The organism is Cyanobium sp. BA5m-10 (assembly GCF_024346255.1).
Classification (GTDB): Bacteria; Cyanobacteriota; Cyanobacteriia; order PCC-6307; family Cyanobiaceae; genus Cyanobium_A; species Cyanobium_A usitatum.
In genome coordinates this window covers 1-17,840 of record NZ_JAGQCP010000005.1, presented here as the reverse complement: position 1 = coordinate 17,840, position 17,840 = coordinate 1, and the positions used below count along the sequence as shown (strand labels likewise).

Below are 17,840 nucleotides of genomic sequence, written 5' to 3'. Positions count from 1 at the left end.
GTTCGAAGGTACCTCCTGCAGCGAGAGCCTGCCGTCTTCCCTGAACAGGAGATTCGGCTTTCCCCACCCCGCTCCGTTGGCCCGGCGGTGGTCCGCTGTGGGACCCTGACTCCACTGAGTCTCCAGCGTTTTCATGGCCAAGCTGATCAGCTTTTCAGATGCCTCCCGTAGTGCCCTTGAGCGTGGTGTCAATGCCCTGGCCAACGCGGTGAAGGTCACCATCGGACCCCGCGGCCGCAACGTGGTGCTCGAAAAGAAATTCGGCGCGCCCGAGATCGTTAATGACGGCGTCACCATCGCCCGGGAGATCGAACTCGAAGATCCCTTCGAAAACGTTGGCGCCAAGCTGATGCAGCAGGTGGCCAGCAAGACCAAGGACTCCGCCGGCGACGGCACCACCACTGCCACCCTGCTGGCCCAGGCACTGGTCCGCGAAGGCCTCAGAAACGTAGCTGCCGGCGCCAGCCCGGTCGTGTTACGCCGCGGCATGGAAAAGGCCACAGCCCAGATCGTGGCGGGCATCGCCGAGAGGGCCCAACCCGTCGCCGGTGAAGCGATTCGCCAGGTAGCCGAGGTGAGCTCCGGCAACGACGAAGAGATCGGCCGGATGATCGCCGAGGCCATGGACAAGGTGAGCGCTGACGGCGTCATCACCGTTGAGGAGTCCACCTCCTTGGCCACCGAACTGGAGATCACCGAGGGCATGGCCTTCGACCGTGGCTACAGCTCCCCCTACTTCGTCACCGACCAGGAGAGGCGCGAATGCGTCTTTGAAAATGCCCTGATCCTGATCACCGACCGCAAAATCAGCACCATCACCGACCTGGTGCCCGTGCTGGAGGCGGTTTCCAAGGGCGGCAGGCCCCTGCTGATCCTGGCGGAAGAGGTGGAGGGCGAAGCTCTCGCCACCCTGGTGGTTAACAAAAACCGCGGCGTATTGCAGGTTGCAGCAGTGCGGGCCCCTGGCTTCGGGGACCGCCGCAAGGCCATGCTTGGCGACATCGCCGTACTCACCGGCGCCACGGTCGTTAGCGAAGACCAGGCCATGACCCTGGACAAGACCGGCCTAGCCGAGCTCGGTCAGGCCCGCCGCATCACCATCACCAAGGACAGCACCACGATCGTGGCCAGCGGTGAGCACCAGGCAGTCGTTGCTGATCGGGTGGCCTCAATCAAGCGAGAGCTCGACAACACCGACTCCGATTATGACCGCGAAAAGCTCCAGGAGCGGATCGCCAAACTGGCCGGAGGGGTGGCCGTGATCAAGGTGGGTGCTCCCACCGAAACCGAGCTCAAGAACCGCAAGCTGCGCATCGAAGACGCCCTCAACGCCACCCGCGCTGCGGTGGAGGAGGGAATCATTGCTGGTGGCGGCTGCACCCTGTTGGAGCTGGCCGAAGGGCTCAGCAGCCTGGCGGCTAGCTGCCAGGGCGATGAGCGCACCGGCGTCGAGATCGTCAAGCGGGCCTTAGCCGAGCCCGTGCGCCAGATCGCCCACAACTCGGGCGCCGATGGCGCAGTGGTGGCAGCTGAGATCCTGCGGCTGGGCAAGGGCTACAACGCCCTAAGCGGCGTCTACGAAGACCTCCTGGCCGCTGGCATTCTCGATGCGGCCAAGGTGGTGCGCCTAGCCCTTCAAGACGCGGTCTCGATCGCCTCCATGCTGATCACCACCGAGGTTGTGATCGCCGATAAGCCCGAACCCGAAGCAGCCCCCGGCGGCGACATGGGAGGTATGGGAGGTATGGGAGGTATGGGCGGAATGGGTGGTATGGGTGGAATGGGTGGTATGGGTGGAATGGGCATGCCCGGGATGATGTGATCCCAGGCTGCTCAGCCGGCCAGCACATCCCGTACATAGGCAGCAACCTGCAAATCGACCCCGGTAATTGCCGTGCCCACAACCACGGCATCAGCGCCGAGGTCGAGAGCTTGGCGGGCCTGCTGGGGGCTTGATATGCCGCCTTCGCAGATCAGACTCACCTCGTTGGGTAATTGCTGCCGCAGCAGGGGCAATAGATCCCAGGCTGGTGGCTTCTGGCCTGAGGTTGACTCCGTGTAGCCATAAAGGGTCGTGCCGACCCAGCTGCAACCCAGCTCGGCGGCACGCAGACCATTGGCAACGCTGTCCACATCGGCCATCAGCACAGCACCAAGCTCCCGCTGGGCGCGGGCGATCAGACCCTCCAAATTTTCACCCCCGGGGCGATAGCGCTCGGTGGCATCAATCGCCACCACATCGGCACCAGCAGCCCAAACAGCACGAATCTCCTCCCACCCCGGGGTGATGTACACCGAGCTGTCTGGGTAGCTGCGCTTCCATAGGCCCACGATCAGGGCCGTTGGGCAGCGCCGACGAACAGCGCCGATGTGCTCTGGGCTTTCCAGACGCACCCCAGAGGCGCCATTGCGCAAGCTGGCATCTGCCATGGCGGCGATGACATCGGGATCGCGCATCGGAGATCCCTCGGGGGCCTGCACCGACACAATCAAACCGGAGGGTTTCACTCAGCTGGCCAGGGGAAGGTGAAAGTCATCGAGCTCTTCAGCATCTGGCAGCCAGGCCCGCAGGGAAGCATGGGCAAAGGGCGCAGGAGCGGCATTGTGCGCTGCCGGAGCTAGGGCATCCTGCACAAGGGCCAGCACAGGCCGTTGCTCAACTGGTTGCTCAACTCGTTGCACGCTGGGCTCAGGGTTGGTCTCCAGGCCAGCCTGGGAGCGCAGCCACTCAGCCGCCCCTACTCCTTGGCCCACGCACAGTGGTCCGGAGATCAGGGCTTCGAGGGCCGCCAGCCCCCTGCGGTGCGCCCACTGCTGAACCAGACGCTGGGCCATGGCCTGATCCCGTTCTGCAACCGCCGCCAGCAAACGGTCCCCTAAGTCGGGACGGTCGGACGGGGGGAATCTGGAGGGCTGCGTCACGAAAGGACCTGCTAGGTGAGCTTGCGATCCAAAAGCGGCCGAATCAGCAGGAACAACCCGGCGGCCAGTATGGCGAGCACCCCTAGGCAGGTGGCGCTGCTGAGCTGGCCGTAGGGGGCCTCCAGCACCACTGCGGTGAGAGAGACCTGTCCCGCATAGGCGGCACGAATCGGTTCTATCGCGAAGGTAAGGGGATTAAGGGCCGCTAGCCAGCCCAGCCAGGCAGGCATGAACGACAACGGAGCCAAAGCGGTGCTGGCAAACAGCAGTGGCAGGTTGGCCACAAAGATCACCGCAATCAGCTCGATGTGGCCTGGCAGCGCAAAAGCGAGCCCCAAGCTCAGGGCCGTGACTGCAAAAACCAACAACAGCAAGGTGACCAATACCAGCAGCAGCCCAGCGCCACCAGGCCAGCCGTAACCCAGCAATGCGGCAGTGCCCATGATCGCCAGGCTCTGCACCAAGCTCAGGGTGGTGATGTAGAGCACCGAGGCGAACACGATCGAGCTGCGCGAGCGCAGCGGCGCCACCAGCAGCCGGTTGAGGAAGCCAAATTCGCGGTCAAACATCAATGGCAGGCCGGCGTTCAGGGCCGCACTGAAGGCCGTGAACACGATCACACCTGCGCCAAGGAAGCGCCCATAGCTGATGCCGCCAGGCAGCAGGCCCGCCGGAGCCTTGGCAAACAGGGCGCCAAACAACACCAGCCAGATCAGGGGCTGCAGCACCCCCGCCACCAAGGTGGAAGGCCGACGCTGCAGCTGTACGAACAAACGACGGGTGAGGGCCAGGGTTTCTTGACTGATCTCGGCCAAGGCGGATGCCTCGGGTTGGGGGCCTGGAAGGGTTGTGGTCATCACATGCTCGCTTTGCGTTCAGCCTTGGGATCACGGCTGCCGGCCACCGCCAGCTCCGCGTCCATCAGGGTGCGGCCGGTGGCCTGGAGATAGACATCATCGAGGCTGGGGCGGCTCTGGGCGAGGGCGAAAACCGGCAGGTCGGCTGCCGCCAATTGGCGGCGCAGCTGCTCAACAACGCCATCGTGCTCAATCACCAGATTCAGGGAGTAGCCCTGGGCCCGGTTCACCACCACCTGGCGTACCCCGGCGCAATCGTGCAGCAGGCTGCGCACCCGCTCAGCTTCGTCGGCATCACTGAATTCACGCACCCTTAAGGTCACTCGATCACCACCCAAGGCGGCCTTGAGCACAGCAGGAGCGCCCTCGGCGATGACCTTGCCAGCCTCGATGATCGCCAGATGGTCAGCCAGGGCATCAACCTCCTCTAAGTAGTGGCTGCTAAGCAGCACAGTTGTGCCGCCATCGCGAAGCTGACGCAAGACGGACCAGATCGCAGCGCGACTCTCGATATCAAGGCCGACGGTGGGCTCATCGAGCACCAGCACCTTGGGGCTGTGCAGCAGGCCAGCGGCCAGATCGAGCCGGCGCCGCATTCCGCCCGAGTAGCTACCGCAACGCCGATCAATCCAGTCGGCCATGCCGAGCAGCTCGATCAGCTCGTCCATGCGCCGGTTCCGGGCAGCTGGGGTCAGGTGATAAAGATCACCCTGCAGCTGCAGCAGTTCGCGGCCGGTGAGGATCTTGTCGATTGCTACCTCCTGGGCCACGTAGCCCAACAAGCGACGCACCGCCCGGGGCTCGGCCAGGGCATCAACGCCGCCTACCCGAACGCTGCCGCTGTCAGGGGCCAGCAGGGTGCAAAGGATGCGCAAGGCGGTCGTCTTACCAGCACCGTTAGGACCAAGCAGGCCATAGAGGCTGCCGGCCGGTACTTGCAGGGAAAGGTTGTCGAGGGCAATGACGGCAGTTGCCGCCTTTTTGCCCCCGTAGCGTTTGCAGAGCTGCTGCAGTTCGATCACCGACTCAAGCCGCTCCAATCAGCCGACCAATGTAGGCAAGGCAGCAAAGGGGACGTTGAACAGTTGGGGGCCCAGCAGGGCTGCCTGCGGTAGGCGGGCCAACAAAAGCAACGCACAGATGCCGAATAAATAGAAAATCGACCAGCGGAACATGGCCTTGGCCCGTTGGGGTTCGTCAGGCTGGCTGCGTAACTGGGAGCTCAGCTGCAGCAGGCGGGCGTTGAAGGGCAGCACCATCAAGCCATAAAGCAAGCCACCCGTTGGCAGCGCCACGATCCCAAGCAGGCTCAAGCCAACAGTGGCCCAGGCGTAATGGCTGATGGCCCGAGTCGTAACCGCCACGCCCTTGACCACCGGAAGCATCGGGATGCCCACGGAGCGGTAATCGTCCTTGAGCAGCAGGGAAAGGGCCCAGAAGTGGGCTGGCGTCCACAACATCACCAGGGAAAACAACCACCAGGAAGCCCAGCCAAGGGAGCCGGTGGCAGCGGCAGCTCCCACCAAGGGCGGAATAGCCCCGGCCACCCCGCCGACCACGATGTTCTGACTGGTGCGCGGCTTGAGCAGGGCCGTGTAAAGCAGCACATAGCTGCAGAGCCCCAACAGGGAAAGGCTGGCAGCCAGGGGATTAACGCCCATAACCAGAACTGCCACCGACAGGATGGTGAGGCCAATGGCTAGGGCAAAGGCCTGGCGCTGGGCCAGACGACCAGAGGGCAGGGCCCGGCGACTAGTGCGCTGCATGCGCCCATCGAGATCCTGTTCCCAAAGGCAATTGAGCACTCCGGCCGCAGCCGAAGCCAGGCTGCCCCCCACCAGGGTGCAGATGATCGTGCTGGCGGCGGGTGCATCGCCACTGCTGAGTGCCATGCCACCGAGGGTGGTGGCGAGCAGCAGCGGTATGAGCCGGGGCTTGGCAACTTCAAGCCAGGCCGGCAATTTCACCGAGGGGCGGATCGCCGGGGCAACGGCGATTGGAGCTGTGATCGTTGCACTAACCATGAGCCACCTCGGAAGACGTTTGAGACATGGGCAAGGTCTGGCCTGAGTTGCCAAGGGAACGGGCGAGCACCGCTGCAAGCAGAGCGACCAGCAGCGCTGCCAGCAGTTGGTGGCCGATCGTCACCAGCGGCGCCTGCAGCTGGAGCTTCAAGGTCCAAATGCCCAGGCTCACCTGGGCCAGCACCAAAACGGCCGCTCCCTGGGCGAGGCCGGGCAGTTGACCCTGACCTGGGGGCAACAGCAGGGTTGCTGCAGCTAGGGCCAGCACGGCGAGAGCTGCTGGCATGGCGAGCTGGCGGTGAGCAAGCAGCCAGCGGCAGCCATTGCCGGCACTAAAACACCGATCTGCCGCCCATTGGCTGGCCATGGTTCCACCCAGCAGGCACTGGGCGAACACCAGCACCAGAGCCAAGCTCGCCAGCAGCTGCCACCAAAGCGGAGGACTGATCGAGGCCCTATCCGCCATTGCCAGGCGCTGGTAAAGGCCACTTGTGAGCGCAACCAGCAGCAAGGCCGTGGCGAGATGGGCAGTAACTAAAGGCGCTGCCAGTAGCTGGGTGACGGTGAGAGCCCCCAGGCCCCCTTGAACCAACACCAGAAATAGCGTTCCAGCAGCCAGCCAGGGCAACCAAGCGGGCAGGCGTCGCCGCCAGAAAAAACTCGCTGCCGTAAGAACCAGCAGGGCCACTCCCACTACGAAGGCATCAAGGCGGTGAAACCACTCCAAAAACACCTGGAGATTCATCTGACGACCTGGCAGGAGGCGGCCGTAGCAAAGGGGCCAGTCAGGACAGGCCAGACCCGCCTCCATAACCCTGGTGGCACCGCCGATGCCAACCAAGGCAACCAAGGCCACCACTAGATGGGAAGCAAGTAAGGCAAGCCTCTGGGTCAAAACAGGGTCCGGCCTGCTGCGAATGCTTGGGTTTAGGGGTGATTGGAGATCTGTCGTCACGGAAACGACCATCCCGGAGTCCAAAGAAGCTAACCAAGTTGATCAAAACGAGGGACTCTTAATTGCCCAGATCACGAAGTGAAAACATCAGCCCTGCTTGCCAGAGGCTGAGGCGTTGATTTGCCAACCAAGGCAAAGATCGACCCGCACATCGCAGCCAGCGGCCATAGGCTGGCTGGAAGCTCAAACAGCACCGTGCCAATTCGCACCGCCCTAGCTGTGCTCACGGCCACCACAGCCCTTGTGCTGACAGGGCTTTGGGTTGGCTACAACGTCAACATGCTGCCGCTTGGCGCCAGCAGCAATGCATCCACCTACGACGATCTATTTAAGGTTTTATTCAGCATTGGTACCGTGCTGTTTCTCGGCATCGTGATCCTGCTGGTTTACAGCTTGTTTCGATTTAGGCGCCGCAGCGGCGATGTCAGTGATGGGCTGGCAATAGAGGGAAATCTGCCCCTTGAGATTGTTTGGACAGCAATCCCCGCAGTGGTTGTTTTGTTTGTCGGTCTATACAGCTACGACATTTATGAGCGGATGGGCGGTATGGCGACGCTCAACGATCACATGGCCATGGATCACGGGGCAATGCAGCAGGTCAGTGTTAATGAAGGGGATACGGCTGGCCGGGTTTGGGGTGGTATCGGCGTAGCCGGCATGGACGCAGCGCCTTCTGGTCCGGTTTTACCTGTTGAGGTAACCGCTATGCAATTTGCCTTCATTTTTCACTATCCAGGCTCAGATATAACCAGCGGCGAACTGCATGTGCCCACCGGTCAACAAGTTGAGTTGCGCATGGAAGCCCGTGACGTAATCCATGCCTTCTGGGTGCCCCAGTTCCGTCTCAAGCAGGACGTAATTCCAGGCCAGCCAACCGTGCTCTCCTTTACCGCCACTCGGGCTGGCACCTATCCGATCATCTGCGCCGAGCTCTGCGGGCCATACCACGGAGGCATGCGCTCCAACGTGGTAGTGCACGAGCCCGATGCCTACGACAACTGGTTGCAGCAGAACACTCCCAACCGCACCACCACCTGACGACCCGCCATGACTCTCGCCAACCCAAGCGATTTCGACGGCAACCTGCAACCCCAAGGCTGGCTGCGCTACTTCAGTTTCAGCCTCGATCACAAGGTGATTGGGCTGCAATATTTGGTTTGTGGCTTCATCTTCTATTTGATCGGCGGCGCCCTAGCTGGGGTTATTCGCACGGAACTGATCAGTCCAATCTCCGATTTCGTCAGCCGTGAGACCTACAACGAGGTGCTCACCCTGCATGGCACGGTGATGATCTTTCTTTGGATCGTGCCAGTAGTGAATGGCGCCTTCGGCAATTATCTGATTCCCTTTTATGTGGGCGCCAGAGACATGGCTTTCCCCCGTCTCAACGCTGTGGCCTTCTGGCTGATTCCACCTGCGGGTATTCTGCTTATCAGTAGTTATTTTATTGCCGGAGCGGCTGCCCAATCCGGCTGGACCGCCTATCCACCCCTAAGCCTCACCACCCCAGCAGCAGGCCAAGTGGTATGGATATTGAGCGTGCTTCTGCTTGGTGGCAGCTCGATTTTTGGCGGCATCAACTTCATTGCCACCATTCTGAAGCTGCGGCGTCCTGGACTGAAGCTGATGATGCTGCCCATGTATTGCTGGGCGATGCTGGGCACCAGTGTTTTAGTTGTGCTGTCGACGCCAGTACTGGCAGGCACCCTAATTCTGCTCAGTTTCGACATCATTGCCCACACCGGATTTTTCAACCCAACGATGGGTGGAAACGTAGTGGTTTATCAACACCTTTTTTGGTTCTATTCCCACCCGGCTGTATATATCATGGTGCTGCCAGCCTTCGGGCTCGTCAGCGAAATACTGCCTATCCACGCCCGCAAACCTCTGTTTGGTTACACCACGATGGTGTATTCGATCATGGCGATCGTTTTCCTTGGCCTAATTGTTTGGGCTCACCACATGTTCACCAGCGGCACACCGCCCTGGATGCGCCTGTTTTTCACGATTGCCACCTCCTTTATCGCCGTCCCAACCGGGATCAAATTCTTCAACTGGTTGGCAACTTTATGGGGAGGCAAGATTGCCCTCAATTCGGCGATGTTGTTTTCATGCGCCTTCATCGTTAATTTTGTATTCGGCGGCATCACTGGCGTAGCCCTGGCCCAGGTGCCTTTTGATATTCACGTTCATGACACCTACTTCGTGGTGGGCCACTTCCACTACATTGTTTACGGGGGCACGGTATTTGTTATTTTCGGATCTTTGTATCACTGGTATCCGAAATTTACCGGTCGCCTGCTTAACGAGGACTTGGGGAGGCTCCACTTCCTGCTCACTTTTGTTGGTTTCAATCTCTGCTTCGCCCCCCAGCACTGGCTCGGCTTAAATGGCATGCCTCGTCGGGTTGCCGAATACGACCCCGCCTTCACCACCCTTAACCAGGTGAGCAGCGTGGGCGCCCTGTTGATGGCCATCAGCACCCTGCCACTGCTTATCAACGTGGTGGTTACGGCGATAAACGGCAAAGAGGCTGGTGACAACCCTTGGAATGCCCTTACATCTGAGTGGCTCACCAGTTCGCCGCCACCGGTTGAAAACTGGCACGGCGAGGCACCACTAGTTACCGAGCCCTACGGCTACGGCCAGCACCCGGAGACAAAAGCGTGACCAGCACCACACCCCTACAGGATTCAGTCGCCATTGAGGCTGGCCACAGCCCAGCTGGTGAGGGCCACGGAGATTTCCGCCTATTTGGCCTAGCCACCTTCTTAGTGGCAGATGGCATGACCTTCGCCGGTTTTTTTGCCGCCTATCTCACTTTCCGGGCCGTGAATCCGCTGCCGGAAGGGGAGATCTATGAGCTCGAATTGCTGCTACCCACCATCAACACGGTGGTTTTGATCATCAGCAGCTTCACCTTTCACCGCGCCGGCAAGGAATGCAGGGCCGGACAGCTGGGGGCCAGCCGCCTCTGGCTGGCAATCACTGGCGGCCTGGGCGCGATTTTCCTGGCGGGTCAGATGGTCGAGTATTTCAACCTGCCCTTCAGCCTCACCGACAACCTTTTTGCCAGCACCTTCTACGCCCTCACTGGCTTTCACGGCCTACACGTGACTCTTGGTGTGATCTGTATCGCCATCGTTGCTCTGCAAACTCGCCAGGGAGGACGCATCAGCGCCAGCGACCATTTCGGCCTTGAAGCAGCTGAGCTCTACTGGCATTTCGTTGATGGCATCTGGGTTGTGCTCTACGGAATCCTGTATCTGCTCTGAGGCGCCAAGTCGTCAACCGCTGGCACGGATGGCGATTTCCTTGCGTACCGGGCACAATTAGTTGATATATCTGCCCAGCGCAGGCCTTTTACATGGCGGCCAGGAACGGCGACAGCCCCGCGGACATGCTGGAAGGCAAGGCCCTTCTTGATCGGGCCCGCGCCCTGAGCAACCGCCCAGAGGACGAAATCGCCCGGGGCTGCGGCTACGTGGGTCCGAGCGGACGGGTGCTGAAAAAAAGTTTTTATCGAGCTTTGGTGGCTGCCAAGGGCTACCCGGTACCAAACAGCGTTAGCCGAACCGCCAGCAGCGGCCAAGGCAAGGGACGGCAAGCTGATTTCCGCACCCGGGTGCATGGCAACGGCAACCTGCTGATCGGCCACGCCTACACCCGCAGGCTGGGTTTGGAGCCGGGCCAGGAATTTCGGATCGAGATCAACCCAGACAACGGCTCGATCAGCCTGCTACCGCTCGAACCAGAAAATCCCTAGGCCCCTCTCCCCTGGCGCTCCTGCTCAGTCGTCGCCGTGGAAGCTGGCGCTGAAGGCGAGCAGGTCGATACCGCTGAACAGGAAGCTGATTCCCACCAGCACCCCAATCACCCAGAGCAGCCCCCAGGCCTGCATGGTCACGATCAGCACGCCGAGGATCAGGGTGACGATGCCGTTAAGCAAGCCCCAACCCCAGCCACTCACCCGTGTGTGACCGAGGGCCACAAGCGTCGAAACCACGCCTTCGAGGATGAAAACGATGCCGATGGCAAAGGCCAGACTGGCCACCACCAGGCCGTCCTCGAGCGGACCGCCGCGGAACTGCTGAATCATCCAGGCCCCCACCACGATGAAGAGGGTGGAAATCACCAGCCGCGAAAAGCAATACCAGCGTCCCAACTGGCGGGAGCGGGCCAGGTTGCTTACCCAACCCACGATGCCGCCCACCAGAAAGCCCACCGCCACGATCACCGTGATCCAGGCGGAAGCCAGCACCGGGAAGATCAGGGCCAGCACCCCAAGTACCAGCATCAACACCCCTTCAAACAGGGTGAAGGCCTTCAATCCCTCGCCTTTGGCCGAAAACAGACCTGAGCCCATCGCTATGGCAGCAACATCACCTGGACGGTAGTCACGCCAAGCGCAGACGTCAGATCCAGCCGTGATCAGCCAGCCAGGGGGCATTGATCGGCTCGGCCACGCCGCTGGGGCCGGTGGCAGCCAGCAAACGCTCGGTGTATTTGGCCAGTAGGTCGGCCTCCAGGTTGACCCCATCCCCCACCGCCAGCTGCGCCAGGGTGGTGCTGGCCCAGGTGTGGGGAATCACGGCAATCCAGAAACCAACACCATCGGGGTCGCAGCCGGCCACTGTCAGGCTGATGCCATCCACCGCCACGCTGGCCTTTTCGCAGACATAGCGGCCGTAGGCGGGGTTCTGCCAGGCCAGCTCCAGGCGCCAGGAGGCGGCCTGGCGGGCAATGGCACGCACCACCCCCAGCCCATCCACATGGCCGCTCACCAGGTGGCCGCCAAGCCGGTCGGCCAGGCGCAGGGCCGGCTCGAGATTCACCCTGCCGCCCCGGTCTGCCTTGGCGGCCAAGGTGGTGCGGCCCAAGGTTTCCTCGCTGACATCGGCGCGAAAGCCATCGGCCAGCCGCCCAGCCACGGTGAGACAAACCCCATCCACCGCCACGCTGTCGCCCAGGGCCAGGCTGGCAGGGGTCCAAGTAGCCCCAGGGGCAGCAGCCCACTGCAGTTGAACCCCGTGGGGAGAGCGGCGGATCACGCCTGTGGCCTGCACCAGCCCGGTAAACATCTGCTTTCCAGCCCAGGGCGATAATCCTCGCCATAATCGGCTAAAAGGCAGCGCTGAGCCATGGTTGAAATGCGCGTTGCCGGAATTGCCCTCGATGCGGCCAGTCGCAGCCCGATCGTTTTGCTACGCGATCCATCGGGCCGGCGCCAGGTGCCGATCTGGATCGACCAGGCCCAAGCCCAAAACATTTTGGCGGGACTCAGCGAAGAACCACCGACCCGACCCCTCAGCCACGACCTGATGGCCGACCTGATCGACGCTGGGGGTTTGCAGCTCGACCGGGTTGTAATTCACACGATCGAAGACAGCACCTTCCGCGCCGTGCTGAAACTCAGCCCCGCTAGCGATGGGGAAGCTGGGGCGCCTGGCGACCAAACAGCTGCCTCAAGCATCGAGATAGACGCCAGGCCTAGCGATGCCATCGCCCTCGCCCTGCGCACCGGCAGCAGCATCTGGATGCTTGAAGAGGTCGTGGCTGATGCCTCCATCCCGGTGGATGCGGAGGCCGACGCCCAGGAGCAGGACAATTTCCGCCGCTTCCTGGACAGCACCAGCCCTGCCGACCTGGTGCGCCACCTCAAACAGGCCCACCCCAAAGCCGACCAACCTGGGGATGAACCAACAGCCTGAAAACCGGCTGCGGCGCCCCTACGGCTCCGGGCCGGCGGTGTCGGCCTTCAGCTTGGGCACGATGCGGGCCCTGGGCAGCCCCGCCCAGATGGAAGCGGTGCTTAGGGCAGCCCTGGCCGCCGGCATCAACCACCTGGAAACAGCCCCTGCCTACGGGCCCGCCGAAACCTTCCTGGGCCAGGCTCTAGCGGCCCTGCAACGGGACAACCTGGGCCCCTCAGACGGCTGGCTCATCACCAGCAAACTGCTACCCGGCCCCGACCTGGCCACCGGCCAGGGGCAACTGCGCTCAATCCTGGCGCGCCTTGGCGTGGCCCAGCTCACCAACCTGGCCGTGCATGGCCTCAACCGCCCCGAGCACCTGGAGTGGGCGCTTAAGGGGCCCGGCGCCGACCTGCTGACCTGGGCCAAAGATGAAGGACTGGTGGGTCAGGTGGGCTTCAGCAGCCACGGCACGCCCGAGCTGATCGAAGCCGCCTTGAGCTCGGGGAGCTTCACGTTCTGCAGCCTGCATGTGCACCTGTTTGACCAGACCCTCCTGCCCATCGCCCGCGCCGCCCTGGCCCAGGGAATCGGCGTGCTTGCCATCTCCCCGGCCGACAAGGGCGGTCGCCTCTACGACCCACCAGCGGAGCTGCTCGCCGACTGCGCCCCGTTTCACCCCCTGGAGCTGGCCTATCGCTTCCTGCTCGATCAGGGGATCTCCACCTTGAGCCTGGGGGCTGAGCAGCCGGAAGACCTGGCCTGGGCCGCTGCCATCGGCGGGCCCTCGCCCTGGCTGAGTGCCGCGCAACGCTCAGCCCTGCAGCGCCTGGACGTCGCCGGCCGCGAGCGCCTGGGGGCGGAGCGCTGCGGCCAGTGCCGCGCCTGCTTGCCCTGCCCCAACGGCGTGCCGATCCCCGAACTCCTGCGCCTGCGCAACCTGGCCGTGGGCCACGGCATGGAGGCCTTTGCCCAGGAGCGCTACAACCTGATCGGCCGTGCCGGCCACTGGTGGGAGGAGCTCAACGCCGAGGCCTGCCGCGCCTGCGGGGCCTGCCTGCCGCGCTGCCCCCACGAGCTACCCATCCCCGAGCTGCTAGCCGACACCCACCGGCGCCTGAGCGCCTCCCCCCGCCGCCGCCTTTGGGGCTAGGGCCTGGGAGCGGCCGCATCCCAGAGGTTCTGCTGGGCCAGCTGCTGGGGCACGGAAAGGGGTGGCAGGCTCCAGCAGCGCTGCAGCAGGCCATCTCCCGGCAGCAGCAGGGCTGCTATCGACTCGGGAAAGCGCCGCGCCACCGGCGCCAGATCGGCCTGGGGCAGGGGCGGCACCAAGCCCCGGGCCAGCAGTTGCTCCAGCTGGGGCTGCTCCAGCACTGCACCGAGCCACTCCAGCGGTGGTGGCGCTGACTGTGCAGCACCGGCAGGTCGCAGCAGCAGTTGCCAGCTGAGGGGCGCGCCGCTGTCGGGCCAGATCACCGCCAGGCGCTGGTCGCGGCGCAGCAGGGGAATCAGGCGCTGCAGGGGCAGCACCGCCGCCTCAGCATCACCGCTGAGCAGCAGATTGAGGCCGTCACGGTCGTCGTAGGCGAGGGCTTGGGCCCGCAACCGCTCCAGCCGCTCAAAATCGCCGCCCATGATCTCCAGGCTGATGCGAGGGCTGGAGGGCAACACCAACCGGCCGCGCAGGCTGGGATCAAGCAGCAACTGCCAGCCCTCCTGGCGACGGGCGGCCAGGTCGGGGCGGCTGCGCAGGGCGATCACCCAGGGGCTGTAGGCCCAGGGGAAGGCCAGCTGCGCCTCACCCACCGGACCATAAAGACGGGCCACCGGGGCACTGAAGGCGGCCAGGCGAGCCCAGAGCCGCGGCGCCTCAAAGGACTGAAGTTGCTGCCGGCTCAGGCCACTGGCCCAGCCGTCACTGAGAGCAACCAAGCCAGGGGTCACCAAACCGGGGGCCGGCCTTTGGCCCAGCTCACGCACGACTTTTTGCACAGCAGCGGCATCAGCCACTTGGCGTGTCCGCCAGGGGGCGGGCAGTTGCTTCAGCCAGGCGGCTGGCAGGTCTGCTTCTGCCAGCAGCAGCTCGGGGCCAGGGGCGGAGCGGCAGGCGGCCAGCAGGCCAGCGCCAGCTCCCACCCCTAGCTGCAGCAGCCGGCGACGGGAGAGCACAGCGGGAGTAAATGCCATGGCAGCGACCCTAGGCACCGAGCTCCAGCCGGCAGGCTGCGTCGCAGGCCTCAGCCAGGGCCCCTGGCTGCCGGCCCGCCAGCTGCCAGAGCAGGGCCAGGCCGCCGGCCCCCACCCCCTCCTTGACGTAGCCGCGCTCGTAGTCGCGTAGGGCGGAGCTGCTGCAGCCATGGAAGCGCAGGGCCGCCACCTCCAGCCTCGGCCGCACCTGCCAGCGGGCACCTATGCGCTCCAGCAGCAGGGCCAGGTTGCTGCCAGCTTCCTCGGCCACCCAGGCGGTGGTGGCCACCACCAAGCGCTCCGCCAGGGCTGGCCGCTGGCCTGGCTCAGCCAGGGCTAGGGCCAGGGCCAGCACCGCCGCCATCTGGCTGCCACCGGCCAGCAGCACCGGCGTACCGCGGGCCGCCGCCGCCCCCACCAGCCCAGCAGCGAAGGCCTGCATTGGATCCCCCAACGCCGCCAATACGTTTAGAGGATCCGCAAATGCTAGGGGGTGCGCAACTCCCGTCAGATCTGCCGCCTCAAAACTCGCTGCAGCCAAACCCTGAGCCACGAGGTCCGCCTTCAGCCCGTGGACCGGTTGGCGCAAGCTGCCGCTCACTAAACCCGCCGCTGCCACCCCCAGGCCCTCGAGCACCGCCATGGCCGTGGTGGTGCCTCCGGGCACACATTCGGCCAGCAGCAACGGCTCGGCCGGATCCCAGCGCCTGCCCCAGGCGCTGCCGCGCTGCACCAGGGCCTCCACCCTGGCTGGGACAAGGGCCTGGCCCGTGCTGAGGCAGCGGGCCGGGCCGGCACTCTCCAGCCCCGGCAGGCGCAGGTGCGGCACCGCCGCCGCGATCGCACAGCCCAGATCGAGCACCCGGGTGCGCTCCAGCAGCCCCAGCTGACTCAACACCACATGGCTGATCAGGGCCGGGCTGACCCCCGCCGGCAGGGGCGGCAGGGCATGGCAGCGGGTACCACCGGGTCCCAACAGCAGCAATTCGGCATCGGCGGCCGCCGTACCCAGCCGGGCCTGAGGCGAGGCCCCAGCAGCGGAAATCCCAGGTACCGCAGCCGTATCGGTGGCGGCGAGCAGCAGCAGAGTGCGGCTGTGGCGCCAGCCCTGCTCCAGAGCCTGGGTCCAGGAATCAAGGGCCATCAGGCCGCTTAGAGGGTGGCATCAGAGGGGGTCGAGGGCCACTAGGGCCCGAAGGGAATCTGGGGGCTCTGGGATAGGGGAATGCAGGCGCGGAAAGATCCAGTAGGCCACCGCATGCAGGGCCAGCACCACGATCACGTTCTGCACCCACACCAACGCCAGCGCAGCCAGCTGCACCTGGGCCAGCTCGATCGATGCCGCCAAGCCAAGCCAGCCAGCCAACTTCTCCAATAAACCAGCAGCCGCAGTGGTGATCAGCACCCAAAGGTTCTCGCCCACCAAAACCGAGAGCACCGCCACCCTCACCAGGAAGCCAGCTGCACTGATCAGGCTGCCAACGCCCCAGCTCAGCCACCAACTGGAACGCCAACCGGCCCTGGCCCGCCAGCACCAGCCCAGCCACAGCGCCAGCAAGCCATAGGGGAAAACCACCAACGGCCCCCGGATCGGACCCATCAGGGCGACCAGCAATAGGGCGGTCACAACCAGTCCCTCCACGGCACAGCGCCAGCCATGACGCAACTGCAACAGGGCCAGGGGCAGGGGCAGGGCCAGCCGAAATAGGGGGCTGCCTACCGGCAGGTAGTAGAGCGCCACCCACAGCAGGGCGGTGGCGGCGGCGAGATAGGCCGTATCCATCAACTGGCGGGCCTGGCCGCGGTTGAGTTGGCGCCGGGACGACATCAGCGCGGTGCCGGCGCCGGTGTGACCGTGGGGGCAGCCGCCGGCGTGGCAGCAGCTCCGACCCGCTCAATCATCTCCACCTCAAAACTGACCCCCGCCGCCCGCAAGGCTTCTGTGACCGCTTCAGCCGGGGCAGCGGGATCGGCGGAGGGCAGCTGGATCGTGATGCGATAGGGGGCTGGCTTACTGCGATTGACGGCTGCCGCCTTGGCTTCCACGGGCTTGGGCTCAGGCTTTTTGGGGGAGGCAGCAGTGGCGGCAGCAGTAGGTGGGGCAGCAGCTTTTGAGGCGGGAGTGGCGGTCGCTGGATTAGGGGCAGGAGAGACCGGCTGAGCGGGCTGGGCCGGGGGCGCTGAGAAGCTGCGGGCCAGCTGGTCGCCGAAGCGGGTGCCACTGCAGCCAGCCAGCGCTAGAGCGCAAAGCAGCGACCCAAAGGTGCGGCCGGCGCCTGCCATCAGCTGTCCGCCGCCCTGATCACACGCACCGCACTGGCCCGCAAGCGGCCGGTCTTGGTAGTGGCGGGAGCTTTCTTTGCCGCAGGAGCCTTTGCCGCAGGTTTTTTCGCTGCTGGCTTTTTCGCTCCCGGCTTCCTCGCCCCAGCTTTGCTACTAGCTGCCTTTGCAGCCAGCAGCTCAACCGCCTGCTCCAGCGTGATCGTGTCGGCCGTCGTGCCCTCCGGCAAAGAAGCATTCACCTTGCCCTGCTTGACATACAGCCCATAGGGACCATCAAACAGTTGGATCGCCTCCTCCGCTCCCTCCGGAACTCCGATCTCCTTGATGGCCGTGCGGCCCCCCCGTCCCTTCTTGGGCATAGCGAACAGCTCCACCGCTCGCTCAAGGCCAACCACCAGTACGTCGTCCTCTGCCTTAAGAGATCGGTAGTCCTTCTCACCCTTCCCCTTGTGGTGCACCACATAGGGGCCAAAGCGACCAAGACCCGCCTCCACCCGACCACCCTCCGGGTGGTCGCCAAGTTGGCGCGGTAGACGCAGCAGCGCGATGGCATCCTCCAGCGTCAGATCCTCGGGCTTGGCGCCCTTGGGCAGTGATGCTCGCTTCGGTTTCGGGTTCTCGTCACTCACCTGGCCCCGCTGCACATACGGCCCGTACTGGCCAAACAGCAAGTACACCTGCTCTCCGCTTTCTGGGTCATCACCAAGAGACTCAGGCCCATCCGCCTTTTGCCTCAGGATCAACTCCGCCTTTTCGCCATCGAGATCGGCAGGGGTGATCTCCTGCGGCAAGGTGGCCTTGAGCAGCTCCTCGCTGCCGTCTTCAGCGACGCGCTTCGTTTCCAGGTAGGCACCAAAACGGCCGATGCGCACCACGCACGGCAGGCCCTCCAGCTCAACGGTCCGGGACACACCGGGGT

The 17,840-nt window shown here is 64.0% G+C and carries 20 protein-coding genes; 7 read left to right on the top strand and 13 right to left on the bottom strand.

All coding sequences use genetic code 11. The features are described from left to right. Nucleotides 1-133: 133 nt before the first annotated feature. Nucleotides 134-1,822 (top strand): chaperonin GroEL, encoded by a 1,689-nt coding sequence (gene groL / locus KBY85_RS03470; protein WP_254960154.1) that lies wholly within the window; start codon nt 134-136, stop codon nt 1,820-1,822. Nucleotides 1,823-1,833: 11 nt separating this feature from the next. Here groL and KBY85_RS03465 read toward each other — a convergent pair whose 3' ends face one another. The 6 genes from KBY85_RS03465 to KBY85_RS03440 form a co-directional block, all read right to left on the bottom strand. After that, on the bottom strand, nt 1,834-2,508 hold the full coding sequence (locus KBY85_RS03465) for an N-acetylmannosamine-6-phosphate 2-epimerase (RefSeq protein WP_254960153.1): 675 nt from the start codon (nt 2,506-2,508) through the stop codon (nt 1,834-1,836). After that, complete coding sequence (locus tag KBY85_RS03460; protein ID WP_254960152.1) at nt 2,509-2,835, bottom strand: hypothetical protein; 327 nt, start codon at nt 2,833-2,835, stop codon at nt 2,509-2,511. It lies immediately after the preceding gene. A gap of 98 nt (nt 2,836-2,933) precedes the next feature. After that, on the bottom strand, nt 2,934-3,779 hold the full coding sequence (locus tag KBY85_RS03455; RefSeq protein WP_254960151.1) for an ABC transporter permease: 846 nt from the start codon (nt 3,777-3,779) through the stop codon (nt 2,934-2,936). Beyond that, the gene (locus KBY85_RS03450; protein ID WP_396121812.1) at nt 3,779-4,801 is read right to left on the bottom strand and encodes an ATP-binding cassette domain-containing protein; all 1,023 of its coding nucleotides are present in this window, start codon (nt 4,799-4,801) and stop codon (nt 3,779-3,781) included. The genes KBY85_RS03455 and KBY85_RS03450 overlap by 1 nt, the downstream gene beginning before the upstream one ends. Nucleotides 4,802-4,819: 18 nt before the next feature. Then, on the bottom strand, nt 4,820-5,803 hold the full coding sequence (locus tag KBY85_RS03445) for a heme o synthase (protein ID WP_254960150.1): 984 nt from the start codon (nt 5,801-5,803) through the stop codon (nt 4,820-4,822). Then, a complete protein-coding gene (locus KBY85_RS03440; protein ID WP_254960149.1) occupies nt 5,796-6,698 on the bottom strand; it encodes a heme A synthase in 903 nt (300 codons plus the stop codon). Before KBY85_RS03440 ends, KBY85_RS03445 begins: the two co-directional genes overlap by 8 nt. A 255-nt stretch (nt 6,699-6,953) precedes the next feature. On the opposite strand from KBY85_RS03440, the gene KBY85_RS03435 reads away from it, so the two are divergent. The 4 genes from KBY85_RS03435 (at nt 6,954) to KBY85_RS03420 (ending at nt 10,524) form a co-directional block, all read left to right on the top strand. Further along, nucleotides 6,954-7,796, top strand: a complete 843-nt coding sequence (locus KBY85_RS03435) for a cytochrome c oxidase subunit II (protein ID WP_396121810.1) — start codon at nt 6,954-6,956, stop codon at nt 7,794-7,796. A 9-nt stretch (nt 7,797-7,805) separates the two neighbouring features. Then, a complete protein-coding gene (gene ctaD, locus KBY85_RS03430) occupies nt 7,806-9,428 on the top strand; it encodes a cytochrome c oxidase subunit I (RefSeq protein WP_254941300.1) in 1,623 nt (540 codons plus the stop codon). Next, nucleotides 9,425-10,033 carry a heme-copper oxidase subunit III gene (locus tag KBY85_RS03425; RefSeq protein ID WP_396121809.1) on the top strand — a complete coding sequence of 203 codons (609 nt, stop codon included), beginning with the start codon at nt 9,425-9,427 and terminating at the stop codon, nt 10,031-10,033. The genes ctaD and KBY85_RS03425 overlap by 4 nt, the downstream gene beginning before the upstream one ends. 125 nt (nt 10,034-10,158) lie before the next feature. After that, complete coding sequence (locus tag KBY85_RS03420; RefSeq protein WP_254960263.1) at nt 10,159-10,524, top strand: AbrB family transcriptional regulator; 366 nt, start codon at nt 10,159-10,161, stop codon at nt 10,522-10,524. Nucleotides 10,525-10,548: 24 nt separating this feature from the next. On the opposite strand, the gene KBY85_RS03415 is transcribed toward KBY85_RS03420, so the two are convergent. Next, the gene (locus KBY85_RS03415) at nt 10,549-11,124 is read right to left on the bottom strand and encodes an HdeD family acid-resistance protein (RefSeq protein ID WP_254960261.1); all 576 of its coding nucleotides are present in this window, start codon (nt 11,122-11,124) and stop codon (nt 10,549-10,551) included. Between the two features lie 49 nt (nt 11,125-11,173). Further along, a complete protein-coding gene (locus KBY85_RS03410; protein WP_254960148.1) occupies nt 11,174-11,839 on the bottom strand; it encodes a riboflavin synthase in 666 nt (221 codons plus the stop codon). A 60-nt stretch (nt 11,840-11,899) separates the two neighbouring features. Between KBY85_RS03410 and KBY85_RS03405 the strand changes: the two genes are divergently transcribed. Next, nucleotides 11,900-12,469 carry a bifunctional nuclease family protein gene (locus tag KBY85_RS03405; protein WP_106501439.1) on the top strand — a complete coding sequence of 190 codons (570 nt, stop codon included), beginning with the start codon at nt 11,900-11,902 and terminating at the stop codon, nt 12,467-12,469. A gap of 61 nt (nt 12,470-12,530) precedes the next feature. Beyond that, complete coding sequence (locus KBY85_RS03400) at nt 12,531-13,604, top strand: aldo/keto reductase (protein ID WP_254960260.1); 1,074 nt, start codon at nt 12,531-12,533, stop codon at nt 13,602-13,604. Here the strand turns inward: KBY85_RS03400 and KBY85_RS03395 are convergent. From KBY85_RS03395 to KBY85_RS03375, 5 genes are all read right to left on the bottom strand, one after another. After that, complete coding sequence (locus KBY85_RS03395; protein WP_254960147.1) at nt 13,601-14,638, bottom strand: twin-arginine translocation pathway signal; 1,038 nt, start codon at nt 14,636-14,638, stop codon at nt 13,601-13,603. The two genes, KBY85_RS03400 and KBY85_RS03395, sit on opposite strands and share 4 nt — an antisense overlap. Before the next feature lie 10 nt (nt 14,639-14,648). After that, complete coding sequence (locus KBY85_RS03390; protein ID WP_254960146.1) at nt 14,649-15,782, bottom strand: nicotinate-nucleotide--dimethylbenzimidazole phosphoribosyltransferase; 1,134 nt, start codon at nt 15,780-15,782, stop codon at nt 14,649-14,651. 21 nt (nt 15,783-15,803) lie between these two features. Then, on the bottom strand, nt 15,804-16,466 hold the full coding sequence (locus KBY85_RS03385) for a DUF2232 domain-containing protein (RefSeq protein ID WP_254960145.1): 663 nt from the start codon (nt 16,464-16,466) through the stop codon (nt 15,804-15,806). Further along, the gene (locus KBY85_RS03380; protein WP_254960144.1) at nt 16,466-16,921 is read right to left on the bottom strand and encodes a hypothetical protein; all 456 of its coding nucleotides are present in this window, start codon (nt 16,919-16,921) and stop codon (nt 16,466-16,468) included. The genes KBY85_RS03385 and KBY85_RS03380 overlap by 1 nt, the downstream gene beginning before the upstream one ends. Then, a partial coding sequence (locus KBY85_RS03375) for a topoisomerase C-terminal repeat-containing protein (RefSeq protein WP_315859963.1) occupies nt 16,921-17,840 on the bottom strand: 920 nt, incomplete at its 5' end. The genes KBY85_RS03380 and KBY85_RS03375, both read right to left, overlap by 1 nt.